14 protein-coding genes are annotated in these 18560 nt (G+C 67.8%); all 14 read right to left on the bottom strand.

Going from position 1 to position 18560, the window contains the following annotated elements; all coding sequences use genetic code 11:
* Window positions 1-181 precede the first annotated feature (181 nt).
* Window positions 182-1729, bottom strand: a complete 1548-nt coding sequence (gene pyk, locus FHG09_RS03670; RefSeq protein WP_152346361.1) for a pyruvate kinase — start codon at window positions 1727-1729, stop codon at window positions 182-184.
* A gap of 126 nt (window positions 1730-1855) precedes the next feature.
* Window positions 1856-3313 (bottom strand): glutamate synthase subunit beta, encoded by a 1458-nt coding sequence (locus FHG09_RS03665; RefSeq protein WP_152346360.1) that lies wholly within the window; start codon window positions 3311-3313, stop codon window positions 1856-1858.
* Window positions 3306-8000, bottom strand: a complete 4695-nt coding sequence (gene gltB, locus FHG09_RS03660) for a glutamate synthase large subunit (protein ID WP_152346359.1) — start codon at window positions 7998-8000, stop codon at window positions 3306-3308. Before gltB ends, FHG09_RS03665 begins: the two co-directional genes overlap by 8 nt.
* 184 nt (window positions 8001-8184) lie before the next feature.
* On the bottom strand, window positions 8185-9330 hold the full coding sequence (locus FHG09_RS03655) for a prolipoprotein diacylglyceryl transferase (protein ID WP_152346358.1): 1146 nt from the start codon (window positions 9328-9330) through the stop codon (window positions 8185-8187).
* Window positions 9327-10118 (bottom strand): tryptophan synthase subunit alpha, encoded by a 792-nt coding sequence (gene trpA, locus FHG09_RS03650; RefSeq protein ID WP_152346357.1) that lies wholly within the window; start codon window positions 10116-10118, stop codon window positions 9327-9329. The genes FHG09_RS03655 and trpA overlap by 4 nt, the downstream gene beginning before the upstream one ends.
* Entirely contained in the window at window positions 10115-11329 is a 1215-nt protein-coding gene (trpB, locus tag FHG09_RS03645; protein ID WP_152346356.1) for a tryptophan synthase subunit beta, read from the bottom strand. The genes trpA and trpB overlap by 4 nt, the downstream gene beginning before the upstream one ends.
* Window positions 11330-11456: 127 nt before the next feature.
* Complete coding sequence (gene trpC / locus FHG09_RS03640) at window positions 11457-12254, bottom strand: indole-3-glycerol phosphate synthase TrpC (RefSeq protein ID WP_152346355.1); 798 nt, start codon at window positions 12252-12254, stop codon at window positions 11457-11459.
* Complete coding sequence (locus tag FHG09_RS03635) at window positions 12251-12520, bottom strand: HGxxPAAW family protein (RefSeq protein ID WP_152346354.1); 270 nt, start codon at window positions 12518-12520, stop codon at window positions 12251-12253. The genes trpC and FHG09_RS03635 overlap by 4 nt, the downstream gene beginning before the upstream one ends.
* A gap of 96 nt (window positions 12521-12616) precedes the next feature.
* Window positions 12617-13165: a Trp biosynthesis-associated membrane protein gene (locus tag FHG09_RS03630; protein WP_152346353.1), complete on the bottom strand. Its 549-nt coding sequence runs from the start codon at window positions 13163-13165 to the stop codon at window positions 12617-12619.
* A gap of 4 nt (window positions 13166-13169) precedes the next feature.
* Window positions 13170-14810 (bottom strand): anthranilate synthase component I, encoded by a 1641-nt coding sequence (gene trpE / locus FHG09_RS03625; protein WP_152346352.1) that lies wholly within the window; start codon window positions 14808-14810, stop codon window positions 13170-13172.
* Window positions 14713-15069 (bottom strand): phosphoribosyl-AMP cyclohydrolase, encoded by a 357-nt coding sequence (gene hisI, locus FHG09_RS03620; protein WP_152346351.1) that lies wholly within the window; start codon window positions 15067-15069, stop codon window positions 14713-14715. Before hisI ends, trpE begins: the two co-directional genes overlap by 98 nt.
* A complete protein-coding gene (gene hisF, locus FHG09_RS03615) occupies window positions 15066-15830 on the bottom strand; it encodes an imidazole glycerol phosphate synthase subunit HisF (protein ID WP_152346350.1) in 765 nt (254 codons plus the stop codon). The genes hisI and hisF overlap by 4 nt, the downstream gene beginning before the upstream one ends.
* Window positions 15831-15839: 9 nt before the next feature.
* Window positions 15840-17342, bottom strand: coding sequence for a carboxyl transferase domain-containing protein (locus FHG09_RS03610; protein WP_152346349.1), 1503 nt, complete (start codon window positions 17340-17342; stop codon window positions 15840-15842).
* Window positions 17343-17353: 11 nt separating this feature from the next.
* Window positions 17354-18559, bottom strand: a complete 1206-nt coding sequence (locus FHG09_RS03605) for a CaiB/BaiF CoA transferase family protein (RefSeq protein ID WP_152346348.1) — start codon at window positions 18557-18559, stop codon at window positions 17354-17356.
* Between the last annotated feature and the right edge of the window lies 1 nt (window position 18560).

The following is an 18560-nucleotide window of genomic DNA, read 5'->3' as shown; positions in this document are numbered from 1 at the left end:
ATCTGCGATATTCCGTGATTCGATGTGACTTGCATCGCAGACGGGATTCCAGCGTCACACGGTCTCGCGACACACGGCCTCCCGGCACACGGTCTCGAGGCGCTCGATCTCGCGACACGACGACGCCGGCGGCGTCTGCTCCCGTGACAGGGGCGGACGCCGCCGGCGTTTCGGCAGGAGGTCAGTGGCGGGGCGCGTGGCCTTCGCGCACGATCGGCACCTCACGGGTGATCGGCGCCTCCGCGACGACTCCGTATCCGGCCAGCGGATCCTCCTCGGAGTCCGAGGAGTCCTGGTAGGCGGCCGTCACACCCTTCGCGGCATCACCGATGGTGTGGATGCGCAGGGCGTTCGTCGATCCGGGGATTCCGGGAGGCGAACCGGCCACGAGGATGCTCTGATCGCCTTCGGCGGCAGTGCCGTCGGCGAGCAGAACGGCATCGACCTGGCGGGCCATCTGGTCGGTGTGTCGCACCGTCTTCACCAGGTACGGGTGCACTCCCCAGGTCAGTGCCAGCTGGTGACGCACCTGCGGGTCCGGAGTGAATCCGAGGATCGGCCAGGCCGGGCGCAGACGCGACATGCGACGCACCGAGTCGCCGGTCTGCGAGAAGGTGCACAGGAGGTCGATATCGAGTTGCTGAGCAATCTGCACGGCTGCCGCGGTCACCGCCCCGCCCTTGGTATGTGGGACGGTGCCCAGTGCCGGGATCCGCTCGAGGCCGTGCTCCTCGGTCGAACTGATGATCCGGCTCATCGTCCTGATCGCCTCGACCCAGTGAGCGCCCACCGAGGTCTCCCCGGAGAGCATGAGTGCATCGGCACCGTCGAGGACGGCGTTTGCGCAGTCGCTGGCTTCGGCGCGGGTTGGCCGCGGTGCATCGATCATCGTCTCGAGCATCTGCGTGGCCACGATGACGGGCTTGGCCTGCTGGCGGGCGATCTCGATCGCCCGCTTCTGCACGATCGGCACCTGCTCGAGCGGCAGTTCGACGCCGAGGTCGCCGCGGGCGACCATGATGCCGTCGAAGGCGTCGATGACCTCGTCGAGCTGGTCGACTGCCTGCGGCTTCTCGAGCTTGGCGATGACGGGGGCGGTGATTCCGACCTCGTCCATGACCGCCCGCACGTCATTCATGTCCTCCGGGCTGCGGACGAAGGACAGGGCGACCCAGTCGAAGCCGAGCTGCAGACCCCATCTGAGGTCGTCGATGTCCTTCTCGGACAGAGCAGGGACGGACACCGGCACTCCGGGGAGGTTGATGCCCTTGTGGTTGGAGATGGTTCCGCCGATCTCGACCTCGGTGACCACGTCGGTGGCGGTCACCTCGGTGGCGCGCAGGCGCAGGCGACCGTCGTCGATGAGCAGCGGATCACCCACGGAGACGTCTTCCGCCAGGGTCGGCAGTGTCGTGCTCACGAGTTCTGCGGTGCCGGGGACGTCACGGCTGGTGATGGTGAAGGCGGCACCTTCGACGAGCTCTTCCTTGCCGTCCGCGAAAGTGCCCACGCGGATCTTCGGCCCCTGGAGGTCGAGGAGGGCGGCGACGGGCCGTCCGGTGTCGAGGGCGGCCTGGCGGACCCAGGCGAACTTCTCTTCGTGCTCTTCTCGTCTGCCGTGGCTCAGATTGAATCGGGCGACATCGACGCCTTCATCGACGAGTTCGCGGATCTCTTCATAGGAGTTCTGGTTCGGACCTAAAGTTGCGACTATCTTTGCACGCCTCATACGCTCCACCCTACCTAAAGTCTCAGCGGACGGCTGCCACCGCTCTGCGCTGGTCACGGGCGGTGTGGATGCGGCACTTCGCTGTGCCGCACCACCGCCGCTTCTCATTTTCTGACATGCACTATCTTAACATTTGAACCCGTCGTCGGTGGGTCGCACGGGCGCCGGCAGCCGGGTCGACCCGGTGAGGAACCGGTCGACCTCGGCGGCTGCGGCACGTCCTTCGGCGATGGCCCAGACGATGAGCGACTGTCCGCGCCCGGCATCGCCGGCGACGAAGACGCCCGGACGCGCGGAATAGCCCTCGTCTCGTGAGAACCCGCCCTTGGCCGCGGCTTCGAGGTCGATCGCCGCTGTCTCCGGGCCGCTGAATCCGAGGGCGAGCAGCACGAGATCGGCGGGGATGACGTGTTCGGTGCCCGGTGTCGGGATGCGGCGGCCGTCGACGAACTGCGTCTGCGCGACCTCGATTCCGCACACCCGACCCGAATCGTCTCCGACGAAGCGCGTCGTCGATGCCAGATAGCGTCTGGTGCCGCCTTCTTCGTGTGAGGATTGGACCTCGAAGATCCGCGGCACCGTCGGCCACGGTGAGTCCGCACCGCGCTCGAGCGGCGGCTGGCTGCCGATGGCCAGGGTCGTCACCGAGGCGGCCCCCTGGCGCAGAGCGGTGCCCAGGCAGTCCGCGCCGGTGTCTCCGCCGCCGATGATGACGACGTGCTTCCCGGCCGCATCGATGAGCCGTGCCGCGTCTGCGCCCGGGGTTCCGTCTGCCGCCTGTGCCCGGTTGGACGGCACGAGGTAGTCCATCGCGAATTCGATGCCGCCGAGTCCGCGTCCCGGCAGGTCCATCTCCCGGGGCACAGTGGCTCCGGTGGCCACGAGCACCGCATCGAAGCGAGTCTGCAGTGCGGCGAAGTCGATATCGCGGCCGATCTCGACGCCGGTCTCGAACCGGGTCCCTTCGGCACGCATCTGGGTCAGTCGGCGGTCGATATGGTGCTTCTCGAGTTTGAAGTCCGGGATCCCGTAGCGCAGCAGTCCGCCGAGGCGGTCCTCGCGTTCGAAGACGACGACGGTGTGTCCGGCTCGGGTCAGCTGTTGGGCGGCGGCGAGCCCGGCCGGTCCGGAGCCGATGACGGCGACGGTGTGACCGGTGATCCGGTCGGGGACGACGGGGGTGATGAGTCCGGCGGCGAATCCGTCGTCGACGATGGAGACTTCGACCTGTTTGATCGTCACGGCGGGTTGGTTGATGCCGAGCACGCAGGCGCTCTCACAGGGGGCCGGGCACGCCCGACCGGTGAATTCGGGGAAGTTGTTCGTCGCATGCAGCAGCTCTACGGCGCGCGCCAGCTCCCCGCGGTACATGGCGTCGTTGAACTCCGGGATCAGGTTGCCCAGGGGGCATCCTTGGTGGCAGAAGGGCACACCGCAGTCCATGCAGCGAGAGGCCTGTCGGCGCAGCTGTGCGGAGTCGCCCTTCTCGTAGACCTCCGAGAAGTCCATCAGCCGGATCGGCACGGGCCTGCGGGCAGGGAGTTCGCGTTCGGTGGTGGTGAGGAATCCTCGCGGATCAGCCATGAGCGGCCTCCAGAATGGTCTGCCAGGTCTGTTCGGAGTCAGTGGCTTCGCCGCTGTTCGCGATCTCGTCCTGGATGTCTTTGACCCGCGCGTAGGCGACGGGGATGATCTTGGTGAAGCGGGACAGGATGTCCTGGCCCCGGTCGAGGCCCGCCAGCAGTTCGCCGGCCAGCGGTGATCCGGTGGCCGCGACGTGGTCGGCCAGCAGTCTCTGCAGCACTGGGGCGTCGGAGTCTCCGATGCCGCCGAATCGGAAGACGCCTGCGGCCCGTTCCTTCGGGTTGAGGCGACTGGGATTGAAGTCGAGCACGAATGCGGTTCCCCCGGACATTCCGGCTGCGAAGTTGCGTCCGGTGGTTCCGAGGATGACCGCCACTCCCCCGGTCATGTACTCCAGTCCGTGGTCGCCGATGCCTTCGACGACGGCCTCGACGCCGGAATTGCGCACGAGGAATCTCTCCCCGACCATCCCCGACAGGAACATCGACCCGGATGTCGCCCCGTAGCCGATGACGTTTCCGGCGATGACGTTGTGTTCTGGCCGGGTGGGGTTCTCCGGGCGGGGTGCGATGCTGATCGTGCCTCCCGACAGCCCCTTCCCGACGTAGTCGTTGGCGTCTCCGCGCAGATCGATGCTCACCCCCCGCGGCAGGAACGCGCCGAGGGATTGGCCGGAAGTTCCGACGAGGGACACGCGCACGGTTCCTGCCGGCAGACCGTCCCCGCCGTGGGCCTGGGTCACCCGGTGGCCGAGCAGAGTGCCGACCGACCGGTCCGTGTTCGCCACCTTCGCGCTCAGGTGCACCGGGGCTCCCGCGGCGAGGTCGGCTCCGGCCTGCTCGAGCAGGCGCTCGTCGAGTTCGTCTGCGAAGTCGCGTGGGGTGCGCGGATCGCTCACCCTCGCCGAGGCGGGCCTGCCGTGGAGGTCGGTCGGGACGGTGAGGATCGGGGTCAGGTCCAGATCCAGTCCCGAGGCGGCCGCCCGGTCTGCGTCGATGCGCAGACGTTCGACCGCTCCGATCGCTTCGTCGAGGCTGCGCAGCCCCAGCTGGGCGAGGTAGCTGCGGACCTCCTCGGCGATGAAGGTGAAGAAGTTCACGACATGGTCGGCTTGGCCGTGGAACCGTTCGCGCAGCTTCGGGTTCTGTGTGGCCACACCGACCGGGCAGGTGTCCTGATGGCACACGCGCATCATGATGCATCCCGAGACGACGAGGGCGGTGGTGGCGAATCCGAACTCTTCGGCCCCGAGCAGGGCGGCGATGATGACGTCGCGCCCGGTCTTCAGCTGCCCGTCGACCTGGACGCTGATGCGTTCGCGCAGACCGTTGAGCACGAGCGTCTGCTGGGCTTCGGCCAGTCCCAGCTCCCACGGGGTGCCCGCGTGTTTGAGCGAGTTCAGCGGACTGGCGCCCGTTCCTCCGTCGTGGCCGGAGATGAGCACGACGTCGGCTCCGGCCTTCGCCACTCCCGCAGCCACCGTCCCGACCCCGATCCCGGAGACGAGTTTGACGTGGACACGCGCGGCCGCATTGGCCCGGCCGAGGTCGTGGATGAGCTGGGCGAGGTCTTCGATGGAGTAGATGTCATGGTGCGGAGGCGGTGAGATGAGTCCGACTCCGGGGGTGGCGTGGCGGGTCTTCGCGATCCACGGGTACACCTTCTCCCCCGGCAGCTGACCGCCCTCACCGGGCTTGGCGCCCTGGGCCATCTTGATCTGCAGGTCATCGGCAGCGGTGAGGTAGTGGCTGGTGACGCCGAACCGACCGGAGGCGATCTGCTTGATCGCCGACCGGCGCTGCGGGTCGAGCAGACGTTCGGCGTCCTCGCCGCCCTCTCCGGTATTCGACTTCCCACCGATCCGGTTCATCGCGATCGCCAGCGTCTCGTGGGCTTCGGCGGACAGGGAGCCGTAGCTCATCGCCCCGGTGGAGAAGCGGCGCATGATCGCCTCGGCGGGTTCGACCTCGGAGACGTCGATCGGACCCGATTCGGTCGGGACGAGGTCGAAGAGCCCGCGCAGAGTCATCAGCTCCGCGGACTGTTCGTCCACGGCACGCGTGTACTGCCGGAAGATGTCGAAGCGACCGGTCGCCGTCGAGTGCTGCAGTCTGAAGATCGTCTCCGGGTTGAACAGGTGCCCCGGACCTTCCCGCCGCCACTGGTACTCACCGCCGACGAGCAGGTTCCGGTGGGCCGGTCGCGGATGGTCCTCCCGGTAGGCATCGGCGTGTCGGGCCGTGGTCTCGGCCGCGATGTCGTCAAGCGTCTTGCCGCCGAGCTGATGCGGGGTCGAAGTGAAGTGTTCGTCGATGACCGACTCGGCCAGGCCGAGGGCTTCGAAGGTCTGCGCCCCGTGATAGGACTGGACGGTCGAGATGCCCATCTTCGACATGATCTTCAGCAGGCCCTTGTTCAGCGCGGTGAGCACATTGGCCACGGCCGCCTCGGCGCTGATGCCTCGGATCCGTTCGGACTTCACGAGGTCCTCGGCCGATTCCATCAGCAGGTACGGATTGACCGCGGAGGCTCCGAAGGACACGAGCGTGGCCGCATGGTGGACCTCGCGGACGTCTCCGGCCTCGACGATGATGCTCACTCGGGTCCGGGTCCGCTCCCGCACGAGGTGGTGGTGCAGAGCGGAGGTCAGCAGCAGGGACGGGATCGGCGCGTACTCCGAATTCGATTCCCGGTCCGTGAGGATGAGGAACACCGCACCGTCTGAGACCGCGGCGCTCGCCTCCGCGCACAGGTCCGCGAGACGACGGGCCATCGCGTCCTCTCCGGCGCCCACCGGGTACAGACCCGACAGCGTCACCGAGGGGCGGGTGATTCCCTCGCCGAGGTGGTGCCCGGCCAGGTGCGCGATCGCCGTGAGTTCGTCGTTGTCGATCACGGGCCGCTCGAGCAGGATATGGGCGGAGTCGGGCTGAGTGGAGCACAGGAGGTTGCCTTCGCGGCCGATTCCTGCCGACATGCTCGTGACGATGTCCTCGCGGATGGAGTCCAGCGGCGGGTTCGTCACTTGGGCGAAGTTCTGGTGGAAGTGGTCGAAGAGCAGTCGCGGACGGGTGCTCAGGGCCGCGATCGCGGTATCGCTGCCCATCGCGCCGAGGGGTTCGGCTCCGGTTTCGGCCATCGGGGCGATGAGCATGCGCAGCTCCTCCTCCGTGTAGCCGAATGTCCGCTGTCGGCGCCGGACGGAGGAGCTCGGGTGGCTGACGTGGACGCGGGTGGGCAGTTCGGCCAGTCGGGTGGCCGAGGCCTCGACCCATTCGCGGTAGGGATGCTCGGTCGCGAGGCTGTTCTTGATCTCCGTATCGGAGATGATGCGTCCGGCTTCCACATCGACGAGGAACATCCGGCCCGGAGTGAGTCGGCCGCGGGCGGTGACCTCGGCTTCGGGCAGGTCGACGACTCCGGCTTCGCTGGCGAGCACGACCGTGTCCTCGGTCATGACGTACCGGGCCGGGCGCAGTCCGTTGCGATCGAGCACGGCTCCGGCGAGGCGACCGTCGGTGAAGGCGACACAGGCGGGCCCGTCCCAGGGTTCCATGAGCAGCGAGTGGTATTCGTAGAAGGCCCGCCGTTCCTCGGACATGGCCGGGTTGTTCTCCCAAGCTTCGGGAATCATCATCAGCATCGCCTGCGTCAGGGATCGCCCGGAGGCGACCATGAGTTCGAGGACCGAGTTGAACGATGCGGAGTCCGAGGACCCGGCGGGAATGATCGGGGCGATGCGTTCGAGTCGCTTGTCCGTGTCCGCGACCGGCGATTCGAGCAGGTCGCTGGCCAGGGCCGATTCGCGTGCCTGCATCCAGTTGCGGTTGCCGCGCACGGTGTTGATCTCGCCGTTGTGGGCGATGGTGCCGAACGGCTGTGCGAGCTGCCAGGAGGGGAAGGTGTTCGTGGAGAATCGGGAGTGGACGAGCGCGATCGCCGAGGTGAGGCGTTCGTCGCCGAGTTCGGTGAAGAAGCGGTCGAGCTGCGCGGTCGAGAGCATGCCCTTGAACGTCAGCGTCGTCGGCGACAGCGAGGGGAAGTACAGGCCGGCGTGGTCGAGCCGTTTCCGCACGATGAAGGCCCGGCGGGCCAGATCGTTCTCGTCACGGGCCGGATGCTCGGCGCTGAGGCCGAAGAACACATAGCGCATGGACGGCATGGTCTCGGCGGCGATGCGGCCGAGCACTCCGGGGTCGACGGCCACGGGCTCCACATGGAGGACCTGCAGTCCTTCTTCCGCGGCCATTCGGGACACCAGCGCGTCCTGGTCCTTCCCGACGTTTTCGCGACTGAAGTCGGGCTGCGTCTCCGACGTCAGCGGGGCGGTGACCGCGTTGAGGTCGGTGGCGTAGTCCTGGGCGAAGAAGCCGATGCCCATGGCGTAGGTGCCGGGGGCCGGCAGAGAGATTCCGGAATCGGCGAGACGGGCGGCGAAGTAGTCGTGCGGGATCTGGATGGTCAGTCCGGCGCCGTCGCCGGTGCCGTCGTCGGAGCCGATTCCGCCGCGGTGTTCGAGCCTGCGCAGGGCATCGAGAGCCTGAGTGATGACCGCGTGGTCGGCTCCGCCCCGGTAGCGGGCGATGAGCGCCAGACCGCAGGCATCGTGTTCGAGCGCCGGATCGTAGAGCCCGATTCGACCTGGCGGGGCCGTGGTGTTGAGGGTCGGCTGAGCGCTGTGGTTCATGTTCTGCCTTCTCGGTGTTGAGTGTTTCCCGAAAAGACGGCGCTGTCCTCTGCGGTATGGACGAGTCCGGAAAGGGTTTTTCCGAACCCGGCTGTGAGATCACTCTCACAGCCGGAGTCTCAACTTACACCATGTGCAATTTCAGAAGAAGCAGAGAAAGGAACGAAGTGCGAACCTATTCGTCTTAGGTTTCGGACGAGCGGGGGCTGTCTTCGCGTGGTTCGGGGGCCGATGTTCCGCGTACATCGGGCACGATCGAGATCGCGGAGGTGACCGCACCGAAGAATCCGAAGCTGTGGCGGCCGTTGAGATCGATGCCCGGTTCGTCCGCGGTCTCCGCGTCGTTCGTGCCGGCGTCGTTCGCGGCGCCGCTCACCGTCGCAGACGCCGAATCGTCGGAGTCTGCCGGGCCCGCAGATGCCCCGGAAGCATCGGCAGAGGATGCGGTGGACGTCGAACGGCGACGGATCGGTGTCCCTGTGTCGTCGCGACCGTGCGGGCCGTCGGGGACGGCCACGCGCGCTACCGACGGCAGCGGGGCCCCGGACGTCTCGGCGATATTGGGCGCATTGACATCGAAGGTGTGCTTTCCGCGACGGTGGCGGCGCAGCAGGGTGCGGGATCCGTGGGTGTAGACACCGGTCTCATAGGTGCGATGGCGCAGACGGGAGACGATGAGCCAGCCGAGGCCGATGAGCAGGGCGAGGATGGCCGTCCACACGTTGACCGGCAGTCCGAGGAGGAGGCGCGCATCCTCGGCGGCGGGAGTGCCGATCCGCAGGGCCTCGAGCAGGATGCGGCCGAGGCCGAACAGGCACAGGTAGAGGGCGAAGACCTGACCGTAGCCGAGCCGGAGGCGTTTGGACACGGTGATGAGGACGACGCAGGCGATGAAGTTCCACACCGATTCGGTGAGCACCGTGACCAGTTCGAGGCGACCGTCGAACCAGTCGCTGAAGGCACCGGCGACGTGGCCGAGGATGAGCCCCGGGGCGACCGAGTCGAGCAGCGGTCGGAACCTGATGCCTTGGAAGCGGGTGAGCACCCAGACGGAGAGCAAGCCGAGGATGGTGGCTCCCCAGAAGCTGAATCCGCCGTCCCAGACGGCCAGCGTCCGCAGGGGACTGCCGTCGGGGCCGAAGTAGGTGTCCGGTGCCGAGAGCAGATGTCCGAGGCGTCCGCCGACGACGGCTGCCGGGAGACCGACGACCGTGATGGCCCACAGGTCTCCCTTGTGGCCGCCGCGGGCGCGCCATTGGATGCTCGTCATCCACAGGGCGAGGCCGATGCCGAGGACGGTGAAGACGACCCATGCCGGGCTGAAGCTCATGCACACCCTTCTGCGAGCTCGGCGGCGAGACGACCGACTCCGGCCACTCCGTCGGAGTCCAGCGCCCGGACGAGGGCGGAGCCGACGATGACGCCGTCGGCGTATTCGGCGACCTCGGCCGCCTGCTCGCGGTTCGACACGCCGAGGCCCACGCAGGCGCGTTCGGCTCCGGCTTCCTTCAGCCGGGCGACGAGGTCACGGGCGTGGTTGTCGACCTCGGAGCGGACACCGGTGACCCCCATGGTCGAGGCGGCGTAGACGAATCCGGAGCTGTGCTCGACGATCCGGGCCAGACGTTCGGGCGTCGACGATGGTGCGGCGAGGAAGATCCGGTCGAGGTCGTGCTTGGCCGACGCCGCCAGCCAGGGTCCGGCTTCGTCGGGGATGAGGTCGGGGGTGACGATTCCGGCGCCTCCGGCCGAGGCGAGGTCGCGGGCGAAGCTGTCGATGCCGTACTGGAGCACGAGGTTCCAGTAGCTCATGACGACAGCGGTCCCCCCGGCCTCGGCGATCGCTTCGACGGCGGTGAAGATGTCTGTGGTGCGCACCCCGTTCTCCAACGCCGCTTCGCCGGCGCGTTGGATGACGGGTCCGTCCATTCCGGGATCGGAGTACGGCATGCCGACCTCGATGATGTCGACGCCGTTGCGCACGAGTTCGACCATCGCTTCGGTCGATCCGGGCACCGTCGGGAATCCGACGGGCAGGTAGGCGATGAGCGCGGCCTTGCGGCCCGCCTCGGCGACGGCGTTGAGGGTGGTTCCTGTGCGTGGTCCTGAGTGCGTCATACCTGCACCGCTCCTTCGTCGATGTAGTCGAACCATTTCGCGGCGGTCGTCATGTCCTTGTCGCCGCGGCCGGAGAGATTGACCAGTAGGACCGCATCGGGCCCGAGCTCACGGCCGATGCGCATGGCTCCGGCCAGGGCGTGAGCGGATTCGATGGCGGGGATGATGCCTTCGGTGCGGGAGAGCAGCCGCATGGCCTCCATCGCCTCGTCGTCGACGACGGGTTCGTAGGTCACGCGCCCGATGTCGTGGAGGTGGGAGTGTTCGGGGCCGACCGAGGGGTAGTCGAGGCCGGCGGAGACCGAATGGGAGGCCTGCGTCTGTCCGTCGGAGTCCTGGAGGATGTAGGTGGCCGAGCCGTGGAGGACGCCGGGGCGTCCGCCGGAGAACCGGGCGGCATGGTGGCCGGAGTCGACTCCTTCACCGCCGGCTTCGAAGCCGAAGATCTTCACGTCGGCATCGCCGAGGAACGCGGCGAAGAGGCCCATGGCGTTCGAACCGCCGCCGACGCAGGCGCAGACGGCGTCGGGCAGACGGCCGACCATGTCCTGGATCTGTTCGCGGGCTTCGACGCCGATGACGTTCTGGAAGGAGCGGACCATCGCCGGGAACGGGTGGGGGCCGGCGACCGTGCCGATGACGTAGTGGGTGTCGTCGACATTGGCCACCCAGTCGCGCATGGCTTCGTTCATCGCGTCCTTGAGCGTGCGGGTGCCGTTGGTCACGGCATTGACCTCGGCTCCGAGCAGCCGCATGCGGGCGACGTTGAGAGCTTGACGCTGAGTGTCCTCCTCACCCATGTAGACCACGCAGGACATGTCGAGCAGGGCGGCGGCGGTCGCCGTGGCGACCCCGTGCTGTCCGGCTCCTGTCTCGGCGATGAGACGGGTCTTGCCCATTCGTTTGGCCAGCAGCGCCTGGGCCAGTGCATTGTTGATCTTGTGGCTGCCCGTGTGGTTGAGGTCTTCGCGTTTGAGGAAGACGCGGGCTCCGCCGCAGTGCTCGGCGAAGCGAGTGGCCTCGGTGAGCAGCGAGGGACGGCCGATGTAGCTGCGCTGCAGGGTGAGGAGTTCGTCGGTGAAGGCCGGGTCCACCTGGGATTTGCGCCAGGTCTCATCGATCTCGTCGAGTGCCGGGATCAGCGCTTCGGGGATGAACCTGCCTCCGAACTCGCCGAAGTACGGTCCGGTCTCCTGGCTCAAATCGGTCATTGCGGTCCTTCTCGATCTCCTCGTGGCGTCGGCGGGTGAGGCGAGGAGCCTCGGCCCTGCCGGACGACCGAATGGGTGCAGTATTGGCCCATCGTCGGCCAGTTGCGGCGGCCGTCGCGGGCGGGGTTCAGGATGCGGACAGAGAGCGGCGTTCCCGGCCGAGCGCGGTGTACTCCTCGACTGCGGCCTGCGGGGGGCCGCCGGTGACCAGGGCTTCGCCCACGAGCACGAGATCGGCTCCGGCATCCGCGTACTTCGCCACTTCGGCGGCGCCGGCCACCCCGGATTCGGCGACGAGGGTGCACCCGTCGGGGGCCAGGTCGGCCAAGGGCGCGAACCGGTCGGTGTCGACGCTGAGGTCTTTGAGGTTGCGGGTGTTGACCCCGATGAGCTCGGCACCGAGTTCGGCCGCGATGTCCAGCTCTTCGCGGTTGTGGGTCTCGACGAGCGCCGTCATCCCCAGCTCCGTGGCGAGGGCATGGAATTCGCCCAGCTGCACGGGGTCGAGGGCTGCGACGATGAGCAGGACGATATCGGCGCCGTGGGCGCGAGCCTCATGGAACTGGTATTCGTCGACCATGAAGTCCTTGCGCAGGACAGGGATGTCGACGGCGGCGCGCACCGAGTCGAGGTCGTCGAGGCTGCCGTTGAAGCGGCGGGCTTCGGTGAGCACGCTGATGGCGCGGGCACCGCCGGCGGCATACAGGCCGGCCAGCGTTCCGGGGTCGGGAATCCGGGCGAGGTCTCCGCGGGAGGGCGACTTCCGTTTGACCTCGGCGATGACACCGAAGTCGGCACGCAGGTCGAAGCGGCGGACAGGTTCGGCCGCCGCGGCACGAGCCGTGATCTCACTCAGCGGAACCTCGTTCCGGCGTGCCTGCAGGTCTTCCCGCACACCGGAGACGATGTCATTGAGAACCGTCATTTCTTCTTCGGCTTGTTGCCCAGTCCGACGGCACGCAGGATCAGGCCGACGACGACGCCGAGGGCGACGATGCCGATGGAGATGTAGGTGATCGTGGGGTTGTGGATCGTGAAGCCCACACAGCCGACGGACACGCCGAGGAGCATGATGATCACACCGGTCCATCCCGCCACCGAGTTGCCGTGACCGGGATCGGCGATCGCTGCGTAGTCGATCGTGGATTTGTCGAGATCTGCGGCCCCATTGCGGGCGATGGACTGCGACATGGCGCTCCTTAGAGTGACTGCGTGACACGCGTGTGAAAACTTTCCTCCATTGTGTCACGCTTCTTCGGTCGACCGGACACCGACCCGGTCACAAGGTCATTTCGAATCCGGTTCGGAGTCCGGTTCGCTCGGTTCCTCGCCGTCGGGTGCGTCTTCGACGTCTTCCCCGCGGGAGAGGGCATCCCAGGTCGCGGCCGAGTCGAATTCTCCGCCGGCGGCTTCGGCGCTGCGGGCGTAGCGGTTGGAGTTCGTCCACCCGTTCGAGGCGACGGCGACCCAGACGATGCCGATGACGCCGATTCCCGCAGCCACTGCCGCGATGATCGCCCATGAGGTGGCTCCCGGCGCCGAGGCGGCGGTCAGGGCGGTGATCCCGTAGCCGATTCCGGCGATCCCGGCCAGTCCCAGGACGACGAAGCGTCCGATCCGCCCGAGCATCGCGGCGAGCAGTCCCGAGACCGCGATGATCGCCACGCAGGAGGTGGCCACGGGTGAGGCCTGCGAACTCGCATCCTCGGTGACCTCTGCCACACCGCTGGGTCCGAGCGTGTCGCCGGCGGCGCCCACCTGCCAGGCGGAGATCGTCAGTGCCCACAGTGCTGCGGCGATGACGAGGACGATGAGGACTCCGCGTGATTTCGTCATGGCCTCACCTCTGGGTTCCTTCGGCTGTGTGCAGGGCGTTCGCTGCGGCGGCGGCGCGCAGCACGGCCGCGGCCTTGTTCTCGGATTCCTGGTATTCGGTCTCGGGCACGGAGTCGGCGACGAGCCCGCCTCCGGCGTAGACGCTCATCGTGCCGTGGCTGAGCACTCCGGTGCGGATGGCGATGGCCAGGTCGAGGTCGCCGGTGAAGGACATATAGCCGACCACTCCCCCGTAGATTCCGCGCCCGACGGGTTCGAGTTCGTCGATGATCTGCAGTGCCCGCGGTTTGGGTGCCCCGGACAGGGTGCCGGCGGGGAAGGTCGCCCGCAGCACGTCGACGGCGGTGGTTCCGGGTTCGAGTTCGCCGCGCACCGTGGAGCTGATGTGCATGATGTGGCTGTAGCGGACGATGTCCATGAACTCGCTGACGTCGATGGTTCCGGCCGCGCACACCTTCGCGAGGTCGTTGCGGGCGAGGTCGACGAGCATGAGGTGCTCGGCGCGTTCCTTCTCATCGGCCAGGAGCTCTCGGGCCAGGGAGTCATCGGCCTCCGGGGTGGTGCCGCGGGGTCGGGAACCGGCGATCGGGTGGGTGAGGACCTCTCCGGAGCGGACGGTGACGAGTGCCTCCGGCGAGGAGCCGATGATGCTCACCGGGTCGCCGCCGTCATCGTGGAGGTTGAGCAGGTACATGAATGGGCTGGGGTTCGCATGCCGCAGCATCCGGTACACGCTGAGCGGATCGGCATCGCACGGGGTGTCGAAGCGCTGGCCGACGACGACCTGGAAGATCTCCCCATCGACGATCTTCTGCTTCGCCGTCTCCACACCGTCGAGGTACACCTGCGGCTGGGTGCGGGTGGCCACCTCGGGGTCGGCCTTGCGGGGACGAAGGACATCGGCCGGGCTGGGCTGGTGCAGACGGTCGAGCATCGCCGTGATGCGCGCGACGCCTGAGGCGTGGGCCTCCTCGATGCCGGTGTCGGCGCCGTTGACGTTGAACACATTGGCCACGAGGGTGACCGTTCCCGAATAGTGGTCGAAGACGGCGATGTCGCCGGGGATCATCAGCTGCACGGTCGGCAGGTAATGTTCGTTGGGCCGCGGCGGGCCGAGCCGTTCGAAGCGGCGGACGATGTCCCACCCGAAGTAGCCGACGAAGCTCGAGACCATGGGCGGCAGCCCCGATTCCGCTTCGGCCACGGCGAGGAGGTCGAGGGCGGCGGTGACCGCGTCGAGGACGTCGCCGTCGGTGGGCACGCCCACCGGCGGAGTGCCGGTCCAGTGGAATCCGTCCTCGGAGGAGATGAGTGTGGCCACGGGTGCCGATCCGATGAAAGAGTACCTGGCCCAGGATCCGGCGACCGCGGATTCGAAGAGGAAGCTTCCCGGTCCGCCGTCGGTGAGTTTGCGGTAGAGGCTCAGCGGGGTCTCCGAGTCCGCGAGCACCTGGGTGTGGACCGGCACCAGCCGATGGTCGGCGCCGAGGGCGCGGAACTGGTCGAGGCTGGGTCGGATCGGCAGGTCGGTCGGGTTCGCCGCTGGGTCAGTCGACACTGATGGTCCTTCCGGTGAAGCAGGTCGGGGTGTTCGTATGGCAGGCGGGTCCGGTCTGGTCGACGAGCATGAGCAGGGCGTCGGCATCGCAGTCGAGGCTGAGCGAGCGGACATGTTGGACATGGCCCGAGGTCTCCCCCTTCACCCAGTATTCCCGCCGGGACCGCGACCAGTAGGTGGCCCGCCTCGTCTCCAGTGTGCGGGAGACGGCTTCGACGTCCATCCACGCGAGCATGAGCACCTCGCGGCTCGTGGCCTCTTGGACGATGACGGGGATGAGACCGTCGTCGCCCAGTCCGATGATCTCCCGCCAGTTGTGCGCAGTGGCGTCGATATCGCTGCTCATCGGACGTCGATTCCCTGCGAACGCAGTGCGTCCTTGACCTCGGCGATGCTCAGCGTGCCGAAGTGGAAGACGCTGGCGGCCAGCAGCGCATCGGCTCCTGCTTCCACCGCCGGAGCGAAGTGTTCGACCTTGCCGGCTCCGCCCGACGCGATGAGCGGCACGTCGACGGCGGCGCGGGCGGCACTGATGAGTTCGAGGTCGAAGCCCTCACGTGTGCCGTCGGCGTCGATGGAGTTGAGCAGGATCTCGCCGACCCCGCGCTCCGCGGCTTCCCGGACCCAGTCGATCGCGCATCGGCCCGTTCCTTCTCTGCCGCCGCGGGTGGTGACTTCGAATCCGGATTCCGTGCTCGTTCCCTGCGTGCGACGGGCGTCGAGGGACAGGACGAGGACCTGATTGCCGAAGTGTCGGGAGATCTCGCTGATGAGCTCCGGGTTCGCCACCGCCGAGGTGTTGACCGAGACCTTGTCGGCTCCGTCGCGCAGCAGACGGTCGACGTCGGCGACGCTGCGGATGCCGCCGCCGACGGTCAGCGGGATGAAGACCTCTTCGGCGCACGCGCGGACGACGTCATGGACGGTCTCCCGGTCACCGCTGCTGGCCGTGACATCGAGGAAGGTGAGTTCGTCGGCACCGGATTCGCCGTAGCGGCGGGCGAGCTCGACTGGGTCGCCGGCGTCCTTGAGGTCGGCGAACTTCACTCCCTTGACGACGCGTCCGCCGTCGACGTCCAGACAGGGGATGACTCTGACAGCTACCACGCAGTCCTCCTAGATTCCCAGGCCCCGGTAGCGATCCATTCGGCGGGCCAGGCGCCTGGCCGATGGTTCGCGCATGAGCGAGATGAGTTCGTATTCGAGTGTCTGTCCGACCCGGGCGACGAAGTCAAGAGGTTCGTCGCTGGCGTCGGGGTGTTCGGCGATGATCCGGTCGACGACTCCGCTGGCCTGCAGCATGGGCGCGTGCACGCCCTGACTCTGCGCCATCTCGGCGGCCCTCTCGGTGGTGCGATGCACGATCGCCGATGCGCCCTCGGGCGGCAGAGGCGAGAGCCAGCCGTGTTCGGCGCTGAGCACCCGGTCGGTGGGGATGAGTGCCAGTGCTCCGCCTCCGGAGCCCTCACCGAGGATGAGCGAGACGGACGGGGCGTCGAGGTTCGCGAGGTCGGCGAGGCTGCGGGCGATCTCGCCGGCGATTCCGCCTTCTTCGGCTTCTTTCGACAGGGCCGCACCGGGGGTGTCGATGACGGTCACGAGCGGCAGGTGCAGTTCCGCGGCCAACCGCATTCCGCGCCGGGCCTCACGCAGGGCCGCCGGCCCCATCGGGGCACGGGAGTCCTGCCGGAAGCGGTCCTGGCCGAGGACGATGCACGGCGCGGAACCGAATTTCGCCAGGGCCAGCAGCAGTCCGGGATCCTTCTCCCCTTCCCCGGTGCCGTTGAGCGGCAGGACGGTGTTCGCTGCGGTCCGCAGCAGGTCACGGACTCCGGGGCGTTCGGGGCGACGCGAGCTGGTGATCGCGGCCCAGGCATCGGAGTTCGGATCGACGGTGGCCGGTGCGGTGTCCGGATCCGGCACCTGGCCCGGAACCTCCTTGCCGCCCATGAGCACGTCGAGGACGCGGGAGACGGTGCCGGCGATGCGTTCGGGACCGATGACGGCGTCGACGATGCCCATCTTGTGCAGGTTCTCCCCGGTCTGCACGTTCTCCGGGAACTTCTCCCCGTAGATGGCCTCGAACACTCGGGGGCCGAGGAAACCGATGAGGGACCCGGGTTCGGCCACGGTGACATGTCCCAGCGATCCCCAGGAAGCGAAGACCCCTCCGGTGGTGGGGTGGCGCAGGTAGACGAGGTAGGGCAGTCCGGCCTTGCGGTGGGCGATGACGGCGTTGGTGATCTTCACCATCGACAGGAAGGCGATGGTGCCCTCCTGCATGCGGGTGCCTCCCGAGGCGGGTCCGGCCAGCAGGGGCAGTCCCTCGAGGGTGGCGCGTTCGATGGCGTCGACGAGGCGTTCGGCCGCGGCCACGCCGATGGAGCCGGCGAGGAACCGGAATTCGCCGGCGACCACGGCCACCCGGCGGCCGTCGATGGTGCCTTCACCGGTGATGATGGCTTCGTCGACTCCGGACTTCTGCGCCGCGGCATCGAGTTCCGCGGCATAGTCTGCGGAGATCCCGCCGGCCGGTCGGATGGGCGTGGAGTCCCAGGACAGGAAGGATCCTTGGTCGAGGACGATGTCGACGAGTTCGTATGCGTTCAGACGCGTCATGACGGTCCCGTTCAGTTTCCGTCGGCGAGCCACGCCACGATGGAGTCCGCGTCTTCGTCCAGCAGCGGCGGTGCGTCGTGGGCGGTGCGAGTGGTTTCGACCTCACCGGAGGCGCCGGCGTCGAAGAAGCGCAGCGGCGGTCCGGGCAGGTCGATGTCGCCGAGCACCGGGTGGTCGACGGAGACCTTGAGTCCCTGGCTGAGCGCCTGCTCCCACTGATAGACCTCGGGCAGGCTGCGGACCGTGCCGGACGGGATTCCCGCCTTGGTGAGCTTGGCGAGCAGATCGGCTGCGTCGAAGGCGGAGAAGCGGTCTTCGATGAGTTCGATGAGTGCCGGCCGGTTGGCCACGCGTGAGGCGTTGTCGGCCAGACCTTCGGTGGCGGGGTCGATGTCGAAGGCGGCGCAGAACTTCTGCCACAGGTTCTCGTTGCCCACGGAGATCTGCACGGCGCCGTCGCGGCAGTTGAAGAGGCCGTACGGCGACAGCGACGGGTGGTGGTTGCCGCCCGGCTGGGGTTCCTGCCCGGCCACGGTCGCCCGTGTTCCCTGGAAGGCGTGGACGCCGACCATTCCCGCGATGAGCGAGGTGCGCACGACCTTGCCCTGGCCGGTGCGTTCGCGCTCGAGCAGAGCGGCCAGCACGCCGAAGGAGCCGTAGATCCCGGCGAGCAGATCGGCGATCGGCACACCCACACGCTGCATGTCATCGGGTCCGGACCCGGTCAGCGACATCAGCCCGGCCTCGCCCTGGGCGATCTGGTCGTAGCCGGCGCGGGAGGCCTCCGGCCCGTCGTGGCCGAAGCCGGTGATGGAGAGGATGACCAGGCGCGGGTTGATCTCCATGCATCGGGCGGTGGAGAAGCCGAGCCGATCGAGGACGCCGGAGCGGAAGTTCTCGATGAGCACATCGGCACGTGCGATGAGTCCGGTCAGCGTGTTCGTGCCCGTCTCGGATTTGAGGTCGAGGGCGATGGATTCCTTGTTGCGGTTGCAGGAGAAGAAGTAGGTGGCCTGGGGGTTGTCCTCGGGGCCGACGAAGGGAGGGCCCCAGGACCGCGAATCATCGCCCTTGCCGGGGTTCTCGACCTTGATCACTCGCGCCCCGAGGTCGCCGAACATCATTCCCGCATGGGGGCCGGCCAGGGCTCGGGAGAGATCGACCACGGTGTATCCGGTCAGGGGCCCCGACTCGGTCTCGGGTGTCTCGTTCGCCATT

Origin of the sequence: Brevibacterium sp. CFH 10365 (genome assembly GCF_009299785.1) — a bacterium.
Classification (GTDB): domain Bacteria; phylum Actinomycetota; class Actinomycetes; order Actinomycetales; family Brevibacteriaceae; genus Brevibacterium; species Brevibacterium limosum.
Note: the sequence above shows the minus strand (reverse complement) of the source record. Positions and strands in the feature narration are given on the sequence as shown.